Consider the following 16,413-nt stretch of genomic DNA (forward strand, 5'->3'; position numbering starts at 1 on the left):
TTCCTAGACGCCTACAACAAACCTATTGCTTCTTCTGAACAGGTCTTGACGGTCGACTTACTACTCCACGGTTCACTCTTGGACGAGAAAACGAAGTACGCATACAAACCTCACTTATGAGTTGTTGCTCAGCACAGTTGGAGGCGAAACATTCACCGCAATCCCGCAACCAAGCCGATACAGTATAGGCTCAAAATGGGGGTAAATGTCTCATTCTTTTAATGAATAGTGCTTTATTAAAACTTATATGAAGTCTAGCCAAACTGGCACTGCTTTGATAACTAAAGGTATTTTACAATGCGCGGCACCCGTTGAGAAACGCGGGTCATTAATTCGTAGTCGATAGTGTCAGCATTAGCCGCAACTTCCTGAATTGGCACATTCTGTCCCCAGAGTTCAACTTCATCACCCACCGCGACGGTGTCGATATGAGTTACATCGATTGTGATCATGTCCATAGAAACGCGGCCAGCTAAATAGGCGCGTTTACCTCTAATCATAACCGGCGTACCGTTTTTGCAGTGTCTTGGATAGCCATCGGCATAACCAATGCCTACGGTTGCAATTTTGCTGGGCTTACTTGCTACCCAGGTTTGACCATAACCAATTCCCTCGCCTGCCGGTATGGTTCGTACCGCTAATACACTGGAGCGAAGTGTCATGGCAGGGTAGATTTCAATGTCGAGATTTTGTGAGGTAGAAACGGCACCGCCATAAACCCCCACACCTAAACGGTTCCAAGCATTTCGACTTGCAGGCCAGTTTACCGTGGCGGGAGAATTAGCCACGCTGGTTGGCAAACCCAATTTACTCGCTACTTGATTGAACGCATCGATTTGCGTGTTGGTAAAGTTATTATCTACATCGTCAGCGCACGCAAAGTGCGTAGCAATAACCGTTTGCTCGCTAAGTAAATGATTGTACTTAGCAGCAATCCCTTCGATATCGGAAAGGGCAAAACCCAACCGGTGCATGCCGCTATCCACTTTAAGCCAAATATGCGGGCGCTGCTGTTCGGGGCAGCTTTCTAACCACGTAAGCTGTTCTTCGCAGTGCATAACTAATATACAGTTATGCTGAAATGCCATTTGGCACTCTTTTGCCTGATGTGCCCCTTCTAACACCACAATAGGCGCAGAAATTCCCGCGTCGCGAAGCGCAATGGCTTCTTCAATTATGGCTACGGCAAAACGCGAAGAAACATGCTGAAGAATGCGCGCTACATTTACAGCTCCATGACCATAAGCGTCGGCCTTTACTACCGCCATAGACTGACTTGAGGGCGCTAAAGCAGCAAGGGCTTTAAAATTATGTAAAAGGGCATCAGCATGAATGATAGCTTGCGTTTGTCGGCTCACAGAAAAACACGTTCCTTAAATGTTTAATGAGAAAGAATATCGAAAGCCAAAGTGTACCACGAGAAACGTATTAGCTGCGCAGGATTAATAATGAAAAACGTACCATCTAACGCAAGGTTTCTTATGGCATAAAATACCGTTATGCTTTGCGCTAGCTCATTATCACAATTTCGTTGCCCCAAGGTTTTTAATGTCTTCGCACAATTCTTCTACTTCAGAATCATCCGCCAACGCCAGTATTAAAAATACAGTCAGTACTGACAATGAAGCGGCAGGTAATAAACCCACCGTTAACGAATTAGCCCAGTCACTGAATAAAATTGTGTCCGAAGGCAGAAACCCAGACACCCTCGATATAGACACGCTAAGCACGGAAGGCATTCTTACCCGCATTAACAACGAAGACGCGAAAGTGGCAAACGCAGTTACCTCGCAAATTCCGCAAATTGGAAAAGCGGTGGATGCTGCAACCATTAGCATTAAAAATGGTGGCAGGCTTATTTATATAGGCGCGGGAACCAGCGGCAGGCTGGGCATACTTGATGCAGTAGAGTGCCGCCCCACGTTTAGCGTGCCTGATGAACTGGTTGTTGGCGTGATAGCTGGCGGTGAAAAAGCCATTCAGCACGCCGTAGAAGGTGCAGAAGATGACGTCGACGCGGGGCGTGCTGATCTTGTAGCGCTGTCCTTAAACCACAACGATACCGTTATTGGTATTTCGGCAAGCGGTCGTACACCCTATGTAAGTGGCGCACTGGAATATGCCCGTTCGCTTGGCTGCTTTACCGGCGCTATTGCATGTAGCCCTAACGCCGCTATTTTTACCCATGCTGATGTAGCTATATGCCCAGTTGTTGGCCCTGAGGCACTTACTGGCAGTACGCGGATGAAGTCGGGTACGGCGCAAAAGCTAATTCTTAATATGATTAGCACCAGCACAATGATTAAGCTGGGGAAGACCTATCAAAACTTAATGGTAGATGTGAATGCCACTAACGAAAAACTAAAAGCCCGTGCGCTTCGCATTGTTATGCAGGCTACGGACTGCAGTGAAAATGCTGCTTTAGCAGCGCTTAGTGCGTGTAACAACAAAGCTAAAGTTGCTATTTTAATGGTATTAACGGGGCAATCTGCCGAGCAGGCCGCCGCTCAATTAGATGCTAGCGGTGGGTATTTACGTTCCGCCGTGAATAAAAGCGAATAAGCACGGTAGCCTAATGCTATGAAAGTTTTAACTTCGGTCACATTTAACAAGGTTTTTAGACGCCTAACGTCGAGCGCATTCATTGCAATGCTATCTTCAGCACTAATTAGCTTATCGCTCAACGGCTGTGCACAGCAAAGCTTATCTACACATGTATATACAAGCGATACAGGTGGCAACGCGAAGCAGCCTACACTAGGGGATAAGCAGCCTGTATCAAGCACTAAGCAGTTTACTGTAGGCGCTGAACGCTATTCGAAATACCTGCCATTGCTAGCAGGTAAACGAGTTAGTTTGGTGGTAAACCAAAGCGCGTTGGTTTCGAGCCACAGCGCATTGCCTTCTAGCACGGTTGAGCCTGAAGAGCGCGAATCGAGCAACAGCTTGGCTACACAAAAAAATAAGATAAAGACAAGCCAGCGCAATCAGCATCTGCTTGATGCCCTACTTCAACGCAGTGTTAACGTTGTAAGTATTATGTCGCCGGAGCACGGATTTAGAGGAGACAAAGGCGCCGGCGAAAAGGTAGATAGCAATATTGATGCTAAAACCGGTATACCTATTCACTCCCTTTACGGCGCAACCAAAAAGCCTACCCCCGACATGTTGGATGGCATCGATGTGATTGTTTTCGATATCCAGGATGTAGGCGTACGCTTTTACACCTATTTAAGCACCTTGCACTATGTGTTGGAGGCGGCCTTTGCGCGTAATATCGACGTTATCGTGTTAGATAGGCCAAATCCTAACGGCCGCTATGTTGACGGGCCAGTACTACAATCTGAATTTTCGTCCTTCATTGGCATGCATCCTATCCCCGTCTTACACGGTATGACCTTGGGCGAACTTGCTCAAATGATTGTGGGGGAACAGTGGTTAGATATTGACGCGAGCAGTTATGACAACGCTAAGCTTACCGTTGTCCCGGTGCAGGATTATCAACGCACTGCACATTATTCATTGCCCGTAGCGCCTAGCCCTAACCTGCCAAGCGATTTATCAATACGTCTGTACCCAACGCTGTGTTTTTTTGAGGGCACCGACGTGAGTATAGGTCGCGGCACTGACTTTCCCTTCCAACTTATTGGCCACCCGTTTGTTGAGTTTGGTAAAACCAAGATACCGGTAAATGCAAATAGTGCAGCGCCCCACCCTAAACATGAAAATACTCTGCTAAGTGCACATGTCTTTTCTTATGCTGATCCAACGATCTTGGAAGGCTCTGACTCTAAGCAAACAACTCACAAGCGCTCACCAATTAGTGGCTTAGATATCGCTACATTGATAGATGCCTATTCTCGTTTTTCTGAATATAACAAGGTGATCAGCGCCAGTGATGCCTCTGAAGAAACCTTCTTTACTCGCCCAGATTTCTTCGACAAATTAGCGGGTACCGATGCGCTACGATATCAAATTCAAGCCGGTAAAACGCCTGCAGAAATTCGCCAGAGTTGGCAGAAAGATTTAAATAAATTTAGAGAAAAACGAAAAGCATACCTGCTTTACGAAGACACGGACTGATGTACAGATAAACGCCTTTAGCCTTGAGGATTTGAGGTATCTTTTCAAGGTAAATGTGGAGGAAGTGTTAGCGATACTAAACTTAACACAAAACATGTAAGTAAACACTCACACCCACATAAACACGGGTTTATTGGAAGCCAAAAAAGTTAGTAAAAACTAACCTTCTTCATTTTTTGTTTTTACCAAAGCTGCGAGCTGAGCTTCAGCGGTGGCTTTTTGATGTTTAAGCTCATCTCTGCTTTCACCGTCACTCTCAGCGATTTTTGCATCAATATCGGCGATCGTCTGCATCAGCGTTTCTTTACTTTTTTCTTTTTGCTCGGCCTCTTCAGCCTTGTCAAAAATAACGTCTTCAGGAGATGCTTCTTCTCGCTTAGTGTGTCCAGGCGATTTAGCTATCATTTTCAAACCGTCAGGCTGGGGGCGTTGGTTCATAAAGCTAGGAGAAACAATTTCAATATCGGCATTATGCAAAGCGTCGAGTACGGCTTTGTGAAGCCTTGAGCGCGCGCTCAGCAAACTCTTCACTTCAGTTAGTAGACCTGAAATGCGATAACTTACTGAAAAGTCGCCTAGCCCAACTACTTGTACAAATGGCTCTGACAGCTGGGCATTTTCAGCTGCCACAAGTAAGTGCTTTTCAATAATGCTGTGATGAATATCGTAGCCTAAGCTGATATCCACACTAACAATTGCGCCAGACGCTCTGGTCACAGAAACGGGCGAATTCACCATCAGTGTATTGGCAAAGGCAATAAGCTCTCTGCTCTCAGTCTGAATTTCCACATCGAGCAAGCCCATTTCGGTAACGCGACCGCTGTAGCCTTCTACCTTGATAAAGTCACCCACTTTAAACGGACGATTTACACGAAGTACGATCCCCGCCATCAAATTCCCAACCATAGTGGTAGAAGAAAAGGCAATCACACCTGATATAAGTACGCCGATAAGTGCAATAACCTGATTTCTAGTACTCTCACTTACAGGGAGCGTCATCGCAATTACGACAGCGCCAATGATAGTAAGTACCAACATTCCAACTTGGCGAGGTAACTTTTGCTCACTAGTAAGATGGCTTTGCTTGGCTAGCAGAAGGTAGTGCAGTGCGATGAGCGCACTTATTACCAATACAATAGCGACAAAGAGCGGAACAAAAGGGAACAACGCACTTAATACCGTATCGACTAATGAAGTTTGCGTAGCGCCTGATGTATTTGTTGTATTCACGATACTTCCTTTTGAATTGGCTTTTGAAATGACTTTTGGCTTGGCTCTTTGTTCGCACTTAAATGGGCAATATCTTTGGTTTTGGTCTCTGCTTTCGCGTGGCCACCTATTTCAACGAAACAGGTGAACGTCCCTCAGCGAGCGCGCTACCCAGTAATACATCAACCAAAGCATTAAGACTATAGCTCGTAACGTGCTGATTTTCTTTGTCACTTTGCTGTGTAATGTTCACCGCATAACTAAATGTAGCAATAGCAACATCGGCTAGCTCTTTCACGTCATGCGCTTTATATGGCATGCGCAGTGGCGCAAAGACCACGGTTTTATTCTGTGCTTTCGCAGCAACCATTATTTTTTTGCTAAATGCCATCACCTCAGTCTCGCTTGCGCGTCGTTTCACATACTCAGGTAAATCGACTCCTCCTAATTCATAGTTAGCATGTAGCGGGCTAATATTACCAACCACCAGCACGTCAGCTTGTTTTAGTAGATTCATTGCTAATTGGGTTTTAGGTAACGCAGTTAACGGCAAACACGCAAACTCCAGAGTCTTATTGTTGAAGTTGGAACGTGCGCGCGTAAGCGCGGCTTCAAATGCTAAACATCTTGCTGCGTCTGGCATAAGCGCCAACCAGCGATTTGAAGTTATTGGCAACTCATCCTTCCCGAAGAGTACAGATACCGACGATTTAGAAAGCGCTTTCTCAATTTGAATTCCTCTGTTTTTCAAACTGTTAGGGTTATTCATTGAAGCATTTTCTTTCGCTTCATTGAGCCACCATGACATGGGCTTGGAAATAAAACTTTGCAAAGCAAAGCGCTGTTTTGCCTTAATAATACGATTATGAGACGCTCTCAAGAAAGCGCTTTCCGACATTCGATTTGCTGCATTATCCAAAAGTAACGCGAACTTTTTTATGTCGTCTTGGTTTCTTATGGTGAACGGCATAAGCGCAATGTCAGCACCTGCGCTGAATGCACTGACTAATGCTTCTTCATGGGAGAAAAACTGAGTAATACCTGCCATGTCTAACGCGTCAGTAACGATAAGGCCTTGATATCCTAATTGGTTGCGAAGCAAATTGCTTAGTATCTTCTTCGACAAAGTAGCAGGAACTATTTGTGACTTACCATGCTTATCAATAATTGTCGTATCGTCTAAAGACGGGTACTGAATGTGTGCACTCATTACCATTTCAGGAGGCGTTGCACTATTAATGATATTTGCAAAAGGAAGGATGTCACCCGCCATAGCCTGCGTTTTGCTATGCGTTACTTGCGGCAGGCCACTGTGGCTATCTACATGGGTATCACCATGGCCTGGAAAATGTTTGATAGCGCTCATTACACCCGTACTTTGCATAGCACTGACAAATGTCTGCCCGAGTGCGGCTACCTGCTCTGGATTTTCCGAAAAGCTGCGTACGTTAATAACGGGGTTCTTCGGCTCGCTATTTACATCAACCGACGGCGCAAAATTGGTGTTTATACCCAGCGGTAAAAGCGTTTGGCCAATATGCGATGCCACACTTTGCGCAAATGCGCTGCCTCGCTGATGAAAAGTGGCGCCAATGGCCATGTTACCCGCAAACGGCGAGAGCATGTCTGAAGGCAACCTTGCTACTCTGCCCCCTTCTTGATCGACAGCAATAAACAACGGCTGACGACCTGCTTTTACCATATGCTGCTGCATGGTGTAATTGAGCGTAATTAACTGCTCGGTATTTTGAATGTTCTCTGAAAACAAAATAACACCGCCGATGTTGTGCGTACTAAGCACATTTAAAAGTGACGGTGGAATTACGGTCATGGGCGTACGGCAGCGTGATGACGGCGTATTGTCTTCACAGAAATAGCGAAAATCCAAAATGATTTTTTGCCCGAGCATGTTTTTTACAGCGCGAATTGTTTCGGCATCAGCGCTGGGCTTAGGATTGTTCGAAGCGTTAGCCTTTCCAGATTGAGCGGTTGCGCTAGCAGTAAACAGGGTAGCACTTAATAAAATGAGTATGCCTGACAAGATAGCGCTAAGGCCCATCAATGAAGCACGTTTTTTACAAATAACTTGCTGGAATAACAATGTTTATCTAATCCTTGGTAACACGAAGCACAATACGGTACGCTAGCATAAATGAGAGAAGCATGTTCGCCAACTTTGAACTGCAATCACACATTCTCTTACGCAAATAGACATACCTATAGGGCAAGTAGAGCGTAGTAACTTACCAAAGCTCGACAAGTCCTAGGCACACATAAATTTAAGTTTGGAAAGAAGTATGGATTGGATGTCAGTCATCCCCCCTCTTGTGGCTATTGCCGTCGTCTTTTGGAAAAAAGAAGTCATACTCGCATTAGCGCTGGCGGTTTTGTGCGCGGAAGCGTTAATTTTGGTAAATGCTGATATCGCTAGCAGCTATATGGCGCCCATTAATGCCATAGAGCGCGTGGTTGATACCGCCGCGAGTCCTGGCAATACACGGGTGCTTATTTTCTCTGTACTAGTGGGCGCGTTGCTCGCATTTATACGTGACTCTGGCGGAGTAACGGCAACGGTCAACTTTCTAGTAAACAAAGGGGTAGCAAAGAGTCGCAAACAAGTTGGCGGCTTGACCATGTTCACTGGCATCGCCGTATTCATAGAATCAAACTTAAGTGTGCTCACTGCCGGCATATTCGCCCGAGGTCTGTTTGACCGTTTCGGCATGAGCCGCGCGCGCTTAGCCTACATCATCGACTCCACCAGCGCGCCCGTTTGTATTTTGATTTTATTGAACGGCTGGGGGGCATTTATACTCAGCCTGCTCGATGCATACGAGCTACCAGCTTCGTCAGCCTCAATTTTATGGGGCAGCGTATTTTTTAACTTTTACGCTATCTTCACCTTACTTATTGTGGCCTACACTATTTCCGCTGACAAAGTGCATGGCCCCATGGCTGAGGAAGAAAAAGCACTAACGCATGTAGAGGTTAACCAAACTACGGAACCTGCCACCAAGGCACGTTTTATGTTGGTACCGCTAATAATAATGGTATTAAGCATGGTTGGCTTCATGTTCTGGACAGGTAATGGCGTATTGTCTGAAGGCAGCGGGAGCAAATCTGTACTTTACGCTACGGCTCTTGCCACTGCCATTGCCTATGGTCTGCTCTTAATCCACAAGCGTTTTACCCACAAGGAAGCGGTAGAAATTGGTTTTAAAGGGATGGGTGAACTACTTCCTCTAGTAACCATAGTGTTACTGTCGTTAACCTTAGGCAATAGCCTTAAGGTGCTTGGAACAGGCGTGTTTGTCGCGGGCATAGTGGGAGAGTATCTTCCTTTAGTGCTTATTGTTCCCATGCTATTTATTGCCGGAGCGATCATGTCGTTTACCACAGGCACGTCATGGGGCACATTCGCCATCCTAATTCCTATTGGTGTGCCGCTGATTCAAAGTTTAGGGTTACCCCCTTCACTGGTCATTGGCGCTATTTTGGGGGGCGGCATATTTGGTGATCACTGTTCACCTATTTCCGACACTACTGCCGTATCTTCGCTAGCAGCAGGTACTGACGTATTAACGCACGTTAAAACTCAGTTTCCCTACGCACTATTTGCGGGCGCACTTACGCTTATTGCCTATTTTGTAGCAAGCTTGGTCATGCTTGGTTAATGCCGTTGATTAAAGTTTGCTGGAAGTCAGTTGCTAATCGCAAAGGTTTAGCAATGTCTGTAACAAGGAGTTTGTAATGAAAAAGCGGATAGCTAACATCGGGTTTATCTCGGTAATAGTGGCATTTATTTCAGTAGTGGCAGCGTGTTCCCATGCGCCAAATCCCCCTGTTGATAGTGCTAGCAACAATACAGTAGGGCTTAGCCAACAGGCCGTTGCCATGCCTGACAGCTACAGTGCCGATGCTGCAATGCAGGTACTCCAAGAAGGTGGTAACGCAATTGATGCTGCTATTACGGCACAGTTTGTCTTGGCTGTTACTCTACCTGAGGCGGGCAATGTAGGCGGTGGCGGCTTTATGACAATAAAGTTTAAAGATAACACCGACTTTCTAGATTACCGTGAAATGGCACCTGAAAATGCGCATCGCGATATGTATCTTGACGAGCAAGGTAACGTAAAACCGCATGAGTCTTTGTTTGGGGCTAAAGCGTCTGGCATTCCTGGTACCGTTGCTGGTATGTGGGCCGCGCATAAAAAATACGGCACATTGGATTGGGAGCGTCTACTCGCACCAGCCGTTGATTTGGCCGAGCAAGGTTTTGTGGTTCACGAGAAGCTGGCCAATAACATTGATCACTATATTGAGCGTACCAAAGAAGCAGCTATCAATAACAACTTTAGCGAGTATTTTGCACACGCTAAAGCAGGCACTACCTTCAAACAGCCTGAGCTAGCGAAAACGCTTAAAGCGATTCAGCAACAGGGAAAGGATGGCTTTTACAAAGGCGATGTAGCAAAGCATATTGTTGATTTTATGCAGCAAAACGGCGGCCTTATTACTTATGAAGACTTACTGGCTTACAAAGCAGTGTGGCGCAAACCTCTTCACCTAAACTGGCAAGGTTATGAGCTGGTGACCGCACCTCCTCCAAGCTCTGGTGGTGTTGCCGTTGCCCAGTGGATCGGCATGCTAGAAGCCTATGACGCAACGCACGATTTGCCAGCGCAAAACAGTACTGAATACATTCACGTTATGTCAGAAATTGGTAAGCGCGTGTTTGCCGATCGCGCTGAATACATGGGCGATCCTGATTTTGTTAGTGTTCCGGTAAAAGCGCTCACTGACGCTAACTATATTACTCAACGCGCAGCAGATATTCAGCCTACCAGTATTTCTGATACCCCAAGCGTTAAGCCTGGTTTAAAAGAAAGCGAAGATACAACACACTTCTCTATTATGGACAGATGGGGTAACGCTGTTGCTAATACAACGACCATCAACCTTACTTTTGGTAGCGGTGTTGTTGTGACTGGTGCTGGCTTTTTGTTGAATGATGAAATGGACGATTTTAGTGCTAAGCCTGGCGTGCCTAACTTCTTTGGCGCAGTGGGTGGTGAGGCGAATGCTATTGAACCTTACAAGCGCATGCTGTCTTCTATGACGCCAACGCTGGTCACTAAAGACGACCAAGTGGTACTGGTAACAGGCTCTCCTGGCGGCACTACCATTATTTCGTCAGTAACTCAGTCGCTATTGAATGCCCTGCTTTACGATATGAGCGCTGAAGAAGCAGTGAACTCACCACGTTTTCATCACCAGCTATTGCCCAAAGACACCATTCGTATGCACGACGGGTTTACAGAGGCAACGGTAAATGAGCTTAAAGCAATGGGCTATACCATAGATAACCGTCGCTTTGGTGATGTGCATTTAATTAAGCGTACTAAAGAGGGTGTAGAAGCCGCATCTGAAAAAAGCGGACGAGGTAAGAGCCTAGTACAACCATATTAGTACAGCCTTATTAACACAGTCGTATTTACACAGCCGTCTTAGTACAACCGTATTAGCACAGGGCTGTTAGCTCAGCCACATTAGCTGAGCTCCATTAGTGTAGCTTTGAGGGCTCAGCGTAATTAGTTCAGCCTTGAACAAAGTACAAGCTGATAACTACAGCAACAGCGTGGCGTCGATAGGCACGTACTTAGACGCCACTTTTTGAATACTTTCAGCCGTTAATGCAGGAACACCGTACACCGTTACGGTTTTCCCTTTTGCTTTAAGGGCGTTTACAAGAATATCGAAATCGCCGTCGCCCGACACCAAAATGATCTCATCAACATCGTCGGCGTGTTCAAGTGCATCTACTGTTATACCTACATCCCAGTCACCTTTCGCCGAGCCGTCAGCACGTTGAATGAAAGGCTTTAACTTTACTTCAAATCCAATAGCACGAAGAATGTTTTGAAATTCACGCTGCTTGCTGTCACCCCTGTCTATGGCGTATGCGAAAGCATGGGCTATATCCAAGTTGTAGGTAAGTTCACGCCAAAACTGGTTGTAATTAAAGTTGCGTTTGTACGCCTGACGGCAGGTGTAATACACATTTTGTACGTCTACCAGCACTAATGCTTTATTCAAAACCACTCTCTTCTTCGGTTTACTCGGTTATTGTTTTCTGATGTTATAGCCTTTTGATAATAAAACCAAAAAACCTGATGATGAAATTTATGCGCAAAGCGCACAACTACCTAGGCTTAATACTATTTGTACAAATAGGCCTATGGTTTTTAAGCGGCTTGGTTATGGCCTGGTTACCCATAGATGAAGTAAGAGGTAACCATTTAAGGAACAGGGTAACCACATCATGGCACAGCGCTTCCGTTACTCCTTCTGATATTTTGCGTAACCACAGCAGCACTGCGGTGCTATCACTCACCCATCGCATAAATGAAGTAGGCCTCGCAGAACCGGGCTCGCTCAATGCTATTCCTGTTTATCATGTCGTGGATGACAACATTGCCTATCGCTACAGCGCATTAACAGGTGAAGCTTTGCAAACCATGCAACAAAGCGCTATTCGTAAAGCAGCAAAAGGGCAATACGCAGGTACTGGCGATATTGGTGAGACCCAGCTATTAAGCGTGTTACCTCAAGAAGTGCAAAACCTGTCTGCGCCATTATGGCAGGTAAACTTCGATGACGACCTTAATTCGCGGTTTTATATCGACCCAAACACAGGCAGTGTTCTGCGCGTACGTACCGACACATGGCGGCTGTTTGATTTTATGTGGATGCTGCACATAATGGATTATAAGGACAGAAGTAACTTTAACACGCCGTGGTTAATTGCTTTTTCGGGCAGCGCCTTTTTGTTCACCCTTACAGGTGTTGCGCTTTTATATAAGCGCTTCAAACCAAAAAAGAAGAAGCGCTAGCCTAGTATCAGGCAGCTCTTTGATGTACGGCAAAGAGCAACTGCCCCCATTATTATGTAGCGAAAAGCTGAGAAATATCGGCGAACGCTTTGAACTCTAAGGCGTTGCCGAAAGGGTCTTTGAAAAACATGGTGGCTTGTTCACCCGGCTTTCCTTTAAAACGAATATAAGGTGCGATAACAAACTCGGTATCGGCAGCCTCTAATTTACTTGCCAGTGCTTGCCAATCGTCCATGGATAGCACAACGCCAAAGTGTGGCACCGGCACAGCATGATCGTCTACCCCGTTATAGGCAGGCGGCGACGGCATAGCCTCTACGTAATGGGTCACTAATTGATGGCCGAAGAAGTTCCAATCTATCCACTGGGTGTCACTGCGGCCCTTTTCACAACCCAACAACTCACCGTAGAACGCTTCTGCGTCGGTTAAATTAGTGACCGGAATGGCAAGATGAAAAGGTTGAACCATGAAAACTCCTGTTATAAAAACTTCTTAAGCAACGACAGCTTAAACTTAGAAAACGGCGCATAACGAAAGAACACGTCGAGCGCAAAAGAACGTTTCATTACCGTTTTAATATGGCTGAATGTATCAAAACCTGCTTGGCCATGATAGCTACCCATGCCGCTATTTCCTACGCCACCAAACGGTAACTCAGGGTTAGTCATAAACAGCATAGTGTCGTTAGTACACACACTGCCTGAACTGGTTTTGCTGATAATATTATCAAGCACATCATCCTTATCACTAAATGCATAAAGTGCGAGTGGCTTAGGCCTGCTGTTCACGAACTTAATGCCCGCCTCCATGTTGTCGACAGTGACAATAGGTAGGATAGGGCCGAAGATCTCTTCTTTCATTAGCGGGCTATCTAGCGATGGCTCCAGTACAAGGGTAGGCGCCATTGCTGGACGAGATTCATCTAGCTCGCCGCCATACACCACATTGACGTTTTCAAGGTAACTTTCAAGACGCTTTAAGTGACGATGATTAACGATATTGCCGTAATCTCGTGACGATAAAGGTGCTTTGCCGTATTGCTTTTTCAGCTCTTTTTCAACCGCATCAATAAGCTTTTGCTCAAAGCCCTTTTCAACAATGACATAGTCAGGCGCAATACAAGTTTGGCCCGCATTCATCCATTTACCCCACACTAAACGGCGCGCGGTGACAGCAAGGTTTGTGTTTTTATCAACAAAACAGGGACTTTTACCGCCAAGCTCAAGGGTTACTGGCGTTAAATGTTTGGCCGCGGCGCTCATGACAATTTTACCCACCACTTCACCACCGGTGTAAAAAATATGGTCCCATTTGCAGGCAAGTAGCGCCGTCGCTTCATCTTTACCGCCTTCTATTACGGCAACGCATGAATTATCCATATATTGGGGGATAAGCTTAGCCACCAGCGACGAGGTTTCTTCAGCCAATTCAGAGGGTTTCAATACCGCACAGTTGCCCGCTGCAATAGCGGCGATGTAAGGGGCAAGCAATAACTGAAGCGGATAATTCCACGCTCCGATAATAAGTACAGTGCCAAGCGGCTCAGGCTTGCGAAAGCTCTTACCTGGCCATGCCACCATGGGCGTTGATACTTTGCGTGGCTTTGCCCATTTATCCAAATGCTTAAGCGTATGCTTGATATCAGAAAGCAGAAACCCTTGTTCCGCTACCATGGCTTCGGTCTTACATTTGCCTAAATCATTTTTAAGGGCCTGTAAGATGTCGTGCTGGTTGTCTTTCAGTAAAGTTTCTAATGCCTTTAACTGGCTTTTACGCCACTCCAGGGACTGGGTTTTCCCTGTATCGAAACTGTCGTTAAGCTTGTGAACAACGTCAACGAAACACACGCCAGTTTCCACTGCGTGAAGAGAAGGTCTATTTGGCATAAGAAAGCTCCGATAGCATAACACCCACTGCAACAATTCTATGGCTCATCTTAAGATTGTTGTCGGGCAAAGCAGCGCAATAATTAACTGATACTATCTTATATTAATAGGGATGTTCGAAGACAACGCAACTAAATTGTTAATTAATGTTTAATGAGCTCGTATTTTAGGGCAAGTGGCTGACGTCACACTTAAGGAGTATAAACAGTTAACGTTGAAGCAATAACAAGATTATATAAAAGTAAAAGGTCGAAAAATTACAAAAAAAGCCCAGTGAACACTGGGCTTTTAAACATTTAATGTGAAACTATTACGCGTCGTATGGGCTGCGTAAAACGATAGTTTCGTTTCTGTCAGGGCCTGTTGAAACGATATCAACCGGCACACCTGTTAGCTCTTCAAGACGCTTAATGTAGTTTTTCGCAGCTTGTGGAAGCGCTTCAAACTCAGTTACACCAAAGGTGTTGTCTGTCCAACCCGGCATTTCTTCATAAACAGGCGTCACTTTTTCGTAACCGTCAGCCGCCATAGGAGGAACGTCTTTCACGTTGCCGTCTGCATCTTTGTAGCCTACACAAATTTGAAGGCTTTCAAGACCGTCTAGCACGTCAAGCTTGGTTAAACAGAAACCTGTAATAGAGTTGATTTGTACTGCGCGTTTCATCGCAACTGCATCGAACCAACCCGTGCGGCGCTTACGACCTGTGGTCGCGCCAAACTCGTGACCTTTAACACCTAAGTGTTGGCCTACTTCACATTCTAGTTCAGTAGGGAAAGGGCCTGAGCCTACACGCGTAGTGTATGCTTTAACAATACCCAGTACGTAATCTAGCTTAAGTGGGCCAAAGCCAGCACCCGTTGCTACACCACCAACGGTAGTGTTTGACGACGTAACATAAGGATAAGTACCGTGATCGATGTCTAGAAGTGTACCTTGTGCACCTTCAAACATAATAGGCAAGCCAGCATTGTGTGCTTTGTCTAGTTCGTCAGTTACATCAACAACCATTGCTTTAAGAATGTCAGCAACTTCCATTGCACCTTTTAAGGTTTCGTCAAAGTCTACTGCTTCTTCGCCATAGTACTGCGTAAGCGTGAAGTTATGCACGTCTAGCACTTCTTTCAGCTTTGCTGCGAAGTCTTCTGCATTAAACAAGTCGCCAACGCGTAATCCACGACGGGCTACTTTATCTTCATACGCTGGACCGATACCACGACCCGTTGTACCAATTGCTTTTGCGCCGCGGGCTTTTTCGCGCGCTACGTCTAGTGCAATGTGATAAGGAAGAATAAGCGGACAAGCTTCACTAATCTTTAATCGCTCGCGCACTGGAACGCCACGCTCTTCAAGCATAGTCATTTCTTTCATTAGTGCGTCAGGGCTTAGCACAACACCGTTACCAATAATACAGGTAACATTATCGCGTAGGATGCCTGATGGGATTAAGTGAAGTACGGTTTTTTCACCGTCGATTACTAGAGTGTGACCTGCATTGTGTCCGCCTTGGTAACGAACAACATATTTTGCGCGATCAGTGAGTAGGTCTACGACCTTGCCTTTACCCTCGTCACCCCATTGAGTGCCGAGTACCACAACGTTCTTTGCCATGAATCATATGTGTAAGAAAATTAGGCGGGGATTCTACAAAATTCTAGCGCAAGGATCATCTCTTTTTCGAACAAAAATACGACTATTTTATTTTTATTTTTGAAATCACAAAGATGACCCACTGCCGCTCGAGCCTTTTTGAAATAAGGCTTGGCTTCTTATTTTTCAGCACAAACATTCTAAGGCGCTAATTTTTAAAGCTTTCTAAACATTACCTGGTAAAAAAGCTGAACAGACGGTCTATCGCAGTCTGCACTACGCCCATTTATATAACGTTTTGCTATTATTCGCGGGCATTGGATGCTTAAAAGCTAATGAGGTATTCAAAGGGCTGAAAATATACCTCTGAATGTTGAATACAGGTTTAAGAGCACACTTTTCAGTCAACGGTAAAGTCGCGCTCCTTTTCGTACTTTGTATTATGGTAAAGCGTGTGAGAGTGTTTGATGAGGTCCGTTTTCACACCGTTTCACGTCTCTTAATGCCTAGATCTGGGCGCTAACTCAACTGAAATAAAACAGCAGTAGTGCGCCTATTATCACAAGGGTTCCGCCAATTTGACGCAGTTGATTGCTGGGCTGTTGGCTTATCTGAAGTAAATAATTGCGCCATTTATTAGGAAAAAGAAGCGGCCTGACGTGGTCAACCAAAATTGACCAACCCAGTTAAGCTACTTTTTTCAATTTCTTCATGTCCGCCTCATATTGATTTGGACTTCTGTAATCTAGATAC

13 protein-coding genes are annotated in these 16,413 nt (G+C 45.5%); 5 read left to right on the plus strand and 8 right to left on the minus strand.

Annotation, left to right across the window (positions count from 1 at the left end):
- Positions 1-281: 281 nt before the first annotated feature.
- On the minus strand, positions 282-1,358 hold the full coding sequence (gene alr, locus BIZ39_RS05495; protein WP_187446533.1) for an alanine racemase: 1,077 nt from the start codon (positions 1,356-1,358) through the stop codon (positions 282-284).
- A gap of 190 nt (positions 1,359-1,548) precedes the next feature.
- On the opposite strand from alr, the gene murQ reads away from it, so the two are divergent.
- Both murQ and BIZ39_RS05505 read left to right on the plus strand, forming a co-directional pair.
- Positions 1,549-2,562, plus strand: coding sequence for an N-acetylmuramic acid 6-phosphate etherase (murQ, locus tag BIZ39_RS05500; RefSeq protein ID WP_168463097.1), 1,014 nt, complete (start codon positions 1,549-1,551; stop codon positions 2,560-2,562).
- 18 nt (positions 2,563-2,580) lie between these two features.
- Positions 2,581-4,083 (plus strand): exo-beta-N-acetylmuramidase NamZ domain-containing protein, encoded by a 1,503-nt coding sequence (locus BIZ39_RS05505; protein ID WP_168463098.1) that lies wholly within the window; start codon positions 2,581-2,583, stop codon positions 4,081-4,083.
- Between the two features lie 159 nt (positions 4,084-4,242).
- Here BIZ39_RS05505 and BIZ39_RS05510 read toward each other — a convergent pair whose 3' ends face one another.
- Together BIZ39_RS05510 and BIZ39_RS05515 are read right to left on the minus strand one after the other, a co-directional pair.
- Positions 4,243-5,313 (minus strand): mechanosensitive ion channel family protein, encoded by a 1,071-nt coding sequence (locus tag BIZ39_RS05510; RefSeq protein WP_168463099.1) that lies wholly within the window; start codon positions 5,311-5,313, stop codon positions 4,243-4,245.
- Between the two features lie 106 nt (positions 5,314-5,419).
- A complete protein-coding gene (locus BIZ39_RS05515; RefSeq protein WP_168533606.1) occupies positions 5,420-7,393 on the minus strand; it encodes a glycoside hydrolase family 3 N-terminal domain-containing protein in 1,974 nt (657 codons plus the stop codon).
- A 196-nt stretch (positions 7,394-7,589) separates the two neighbouring features.
- Between BIZ39_RS05515 and BIZ39_RS05520 the strand changes: the two genes are divergently transcribed.
- Positions 7,590-8,966 (plus strand): Na+/H+ antiporter NhaC family protein, encoded by a 1,377-nt coding sequence (locus BIZ39_RS05520; RefSeq protein WP_014975536.1) that lies wholly within the window; start codon positions 7,590-7,592, stop codon positions 8,964-8,966.
- Positions 8,967-9,042: 76 nt separating this feature from the next.
- Positions 9,043-10,761: a gamma-glutamyltransferase gene (gene ggt / locus BIZ39_RS05525; RefSeq protein WP_168533608.1), complete on the plus strand. Its 1,719-nt coding sequence runs from the start codon at positions 9,043-9,045 to the stop codon at positions 10,759-10,761.
- A 156-nt stretch (positions 10,762-10,917) separates the two neighbouring features.
- Here ggt and BIZ39_RS05530 read toward each other — a convergent pair whose 3' ends face one another.
- On the minus strand, positions 10,918-11,388 hold the full coding sequence (locus tag BIZ39_RS05530; RefSeq protein WP_014948113.1) for an NYN domain-containing protein: 471 nt from the start codon (positions 11,386-11,388) through the stop codon (positions 10,918-10,920).
- A gap of 89 nt (positions 11,389-11,477) precedes the next feature.
- On the opposite strand from BIZ39_RS05530, the gene BIZ39_RS05535 reads away from it, so the two are divergent.
- On the plus strand, positions 11,478-12,185 hold the full coding sequence (locus BIZ39_RS05535) for a PepSY domain-containing protein (RefSeq protein WP_262385720.1): 708 nt from the start codon (positions 11,478-11,480) through the stop codon (positions 12,183-12,185).
- 52 nt (positions 12,186-12,237) lie between these two features.
- Here the strand turns inward: BIZ39_RS05535 and BIZ39_RS05540 are convergent, their stop codons facing one another.
- From BIZ39_RS05540 to BIZ39_RS05555, 4 genes are all read right to left on the minus strand, one after another.
- A complete protein-coding gene (locus tag BIZ39_RS05540; RefSeq protein ID WP_168463104.1) occupies positions 12,238-12,654 on the minus strand; it encodes a VOC family protein in 417 nt (138 codons plus the stop codon).
- Positions 12,655-12,665: 11 nt separating this feature from the next.
- Complete coding sequence (locus BIZ39_RS05545; RefSeq protein ID WP_168463105.1) at positions 12,666-14,072, minus strand: aldehyde dehydrogenase family protein; 1,407 nt, start codon at positions 14,070-14,072, stop codon at positions 12,666-12,668.
- A 310-nt stretch (positions 14,073-14,382) separates the two neighbouring features.
- On the minus strand, positions 14,383-15,681 hold the full coding sequence (locus BIZ39_RS05550) for an adenylosuccinate synthase (protein WP_014948109.1): 1,299 nt from the start codon (positions 15,679-15,681) through the stop codon (positions 14,383-14,385).
- Positions 15,682-16,184: 503 nt separating this feature from the next.
- Positions 16,185-16,346, minus strand: coding sequence for a DUF2065 domain-containing protein (locus tag BIZ39_RS05555; protein ID WP_187446538.1), 162 nt, complete (start codon positions 16,344-16,346; stop codon positions 16,185-16,187).
- Positions 16,347-16,413 lie beyond the last annotated feature (67 nt).

The sequence above is a fragment of the Alteromonas sp. BZK5 genome (assembly GCF_014349115.1).
GTDB classification, from domain to species: domain Bacteria; phylum Pseudomonadota; class Gammaproteobacteria; order Enterobacterales; family Alteromonadaceae; genus Alteromonas; species Alteromonas macleodii.

Coding starts and splice junctions, on each gene's coding strand:
- murQ (WP_168463097.1), top strand. CDS start 1,549: ATGTCTTCGCACAATTCTTCTACTTCAGAATCATCCGCCAACGCCAGT.
- BIZ39_RS05505 (WP_168463098.1), top strand. CDS start 2,581: ATGAAAGTTTTAACTTCGGTCACATTTAACAAGGTTTTTAGACGCCTA.
- BIZ39_RS05520 (WP_014975536.1), top strand. CDS start 7,590: ATGGATTGGATGTCAGTCATCCCCCCTCTTGTGGCTATTGCCGTCGTC.
- ggt (WP_168533608.1), top strand. CDS start 9,043: ATGAAAAAGCGGATAGCTAACATCGGGTTTATCTCGGTAATAGTGGCA.
- BIZ39_RS05535 (WP_262385720.1), top strand. CDS start 11,478: ATGCGCAAAGCGCACAACTACCTAGGCTTAATACTATTTGTACAAATA.
- BIZ39_RS05540 (WP_168463104.1), bottom strand. CDS start 12,654: ATGGTTCAACCTTTTCATCTTGCCATTCCGGTCACTAATTTAACCGAC.
- BIZ39_RS05545 (WP_168463105.1), bottom strand. CDS start 14,072: ATGCCAAATAGACCTTCTCTTCACGCAGTGGAAACTGGCGTGTGTTTC.
- BIZ39_RS05550 (WP_014948109.1), bottom strand. CDS start 15,681: ATGGCAAAGAACGTTGTGGTACTCGGCACTCAATGGGGTGACGAGGGT.